Here is a 1,767-nt window from a genome sequence, read left to right as displayed (position 1 = left end):
AGGCCGCCGTTGAGCCTTTGGGCACCGGAATTCAATTCGGTCATGCCGACATTCAGTTTTTGGATGCCTGCATCTAATTTCCGTGCGCCGCCGTTTACCTGCTGCATACCGGTATCGACTTGGTTAGCCCCATCCGCCAATTTACCGATATCCGCTTGCTTACCTGCCAATGAGTTATACATGGTTCCGGTTCCGACCTTTAATTGGGCTGCCCCCCCTGCCAGCTTGTCGATATCAGGAGCTTTTTGCTGCAAGGATTCGAGGATCTGGGCCGTACCGCTTTTTAGTTTCCCAGCTCCGTCATTGATTTTTTGTGAGCCGCCAGCTCCGTCATTGAAACCGTTTTCAATTTCGGCCATTTGCGAGAGAAGGGCCGTCGTATAACTGGCCGTCACTTTATTCGACAGATTTTCACGAATGCGTTCAGTGGCGCTTTTTGTGACTTGAGCCGCCATGTAATGCAGCCCTTCGTTCTGAATATATGTTAATTCAGGTTTAACAGGATTTTCGTCTAAGACCGTCGTTACATTTTGAGAGAAGTTTTCCGGAATTTCGATGACCATGTAATAGTCTGTATTCTGAAGCCCTTTCTTTGCCTTTTTATCATCGACAAAATCCCAGCCAAGGGTATCACTTTTCCTTAGCTCCGCTACTAAATCTTTACCGACATTAACCGGTTTATCTCCCAACGTACTACCTGCATCCTTATTGACTACGGCAACCGGCAAATTAGACAAATGATCGTACGGACCCCACTTAGCAGTTAGAATGAGTGCTGCGTAAATGAATGGAATGAATAAGACTGCTAGTATGGCAATGATCCAACCAGCCCTATTCGTGGAGCCGCCAAACTGTAACCCTGAACCTTTCATACATTACCCCCTATATGCTTTGATAGTTATGAATGGGGTGGGAAATGTCCCGCCCTAATTCATAACACAGTATATTCTGACTAGATTTGCTAAATCCTCCTTCGGTTTTACAAATATTTTCAAGTTTTGCCCGCCTAATTAGTTAGAAAGTTTCAAAGAATAATGATTCGTTTGTCTAATAAACGCTTCTTTAGTCGGATGTGAAAATGAAAGATCAATATGAATGGGTATTCATTCATTATTGTTCTGTGAAAGTAAGGAAGAAATATTATACTGTTTTTGAAAATCGAATAGTAATTTTTATTTTGAAAAAAGGCTGTTTCGTTAAGATCGTTGTTTTTAAAACGAGACGATTTAAGGTTGATTGGAACGGAGCAGCGGACTCCTGCCCGCCCCGTTGAAAGGCAAATCGATCACACCGCATTAGTGGGTGAATAGCAACAAAATATACGAAATCAGTCTAAAAAAAGAAAGAATGCACATCTTCGACCCGATAGCGGGGGGGGGGAAACGGAAAAAAAGATTTACTATTGATTGCAATATATAGATGATTTTTAATAAACAGTAAATATATAACTGATATACTTTCAGTAGAGTTCAATTGAAATAGTAGAAGAGGGGACCATATGCTAACGGGTATGAAAAAGTTCTTCAAGGAAAGCTCCAAGGATCTAAAGCGAATATATAAGTTGGCAGATGCCGTGAACCGGCTTGAGGGTGAATATGAAAGATGCTCAGATCAAGAGTTAAAGCGAATGAAGGATAAATTCAAATGCGAATTGGATGCCGGAAAAAATATGAGCGAGATTCAGACCGATGCTTTCGCAGTCGTTCGGGAGGCCTCTAAACGGGTGTTGAAGCTAAGGCACCATGACGTTCAGCTAATGGGCGGCTT

The 1,767-nt window shown here is 42.4% G+C and carries 1 protein-coding gene and 1 pseudogene; one reads left to right on the top strand and one right to left on the bottom strand.

The genetic code is table 11. The features are described 5' to 3' along the window. Positions 1–872: YhgE/Pip domain-containing protein (locus CVN76_RS04745; RefSeq protein WP_157805523.1), on the bottom strand; the 872-nt coding region annotated here is incomplete at its 3' end. Positions 873–1,498: 626 nt separating this feature from the next. Here CVN76_RS04745 and CVN76_RS04740 point away from each other — a divergent pair. Continuing rightward, positions 1,499–1,767 (top strand): annotated as a pseudogene (locus CVN76_RS04740) (hypothetical protein); the annotation flags it as partial.

This window comes from Bacillus sp. mrc49 (genome assembly GCF_002803435.1).
This window is presented reverse-complemented; position numbering and strand designations above follow the sequence as displayed.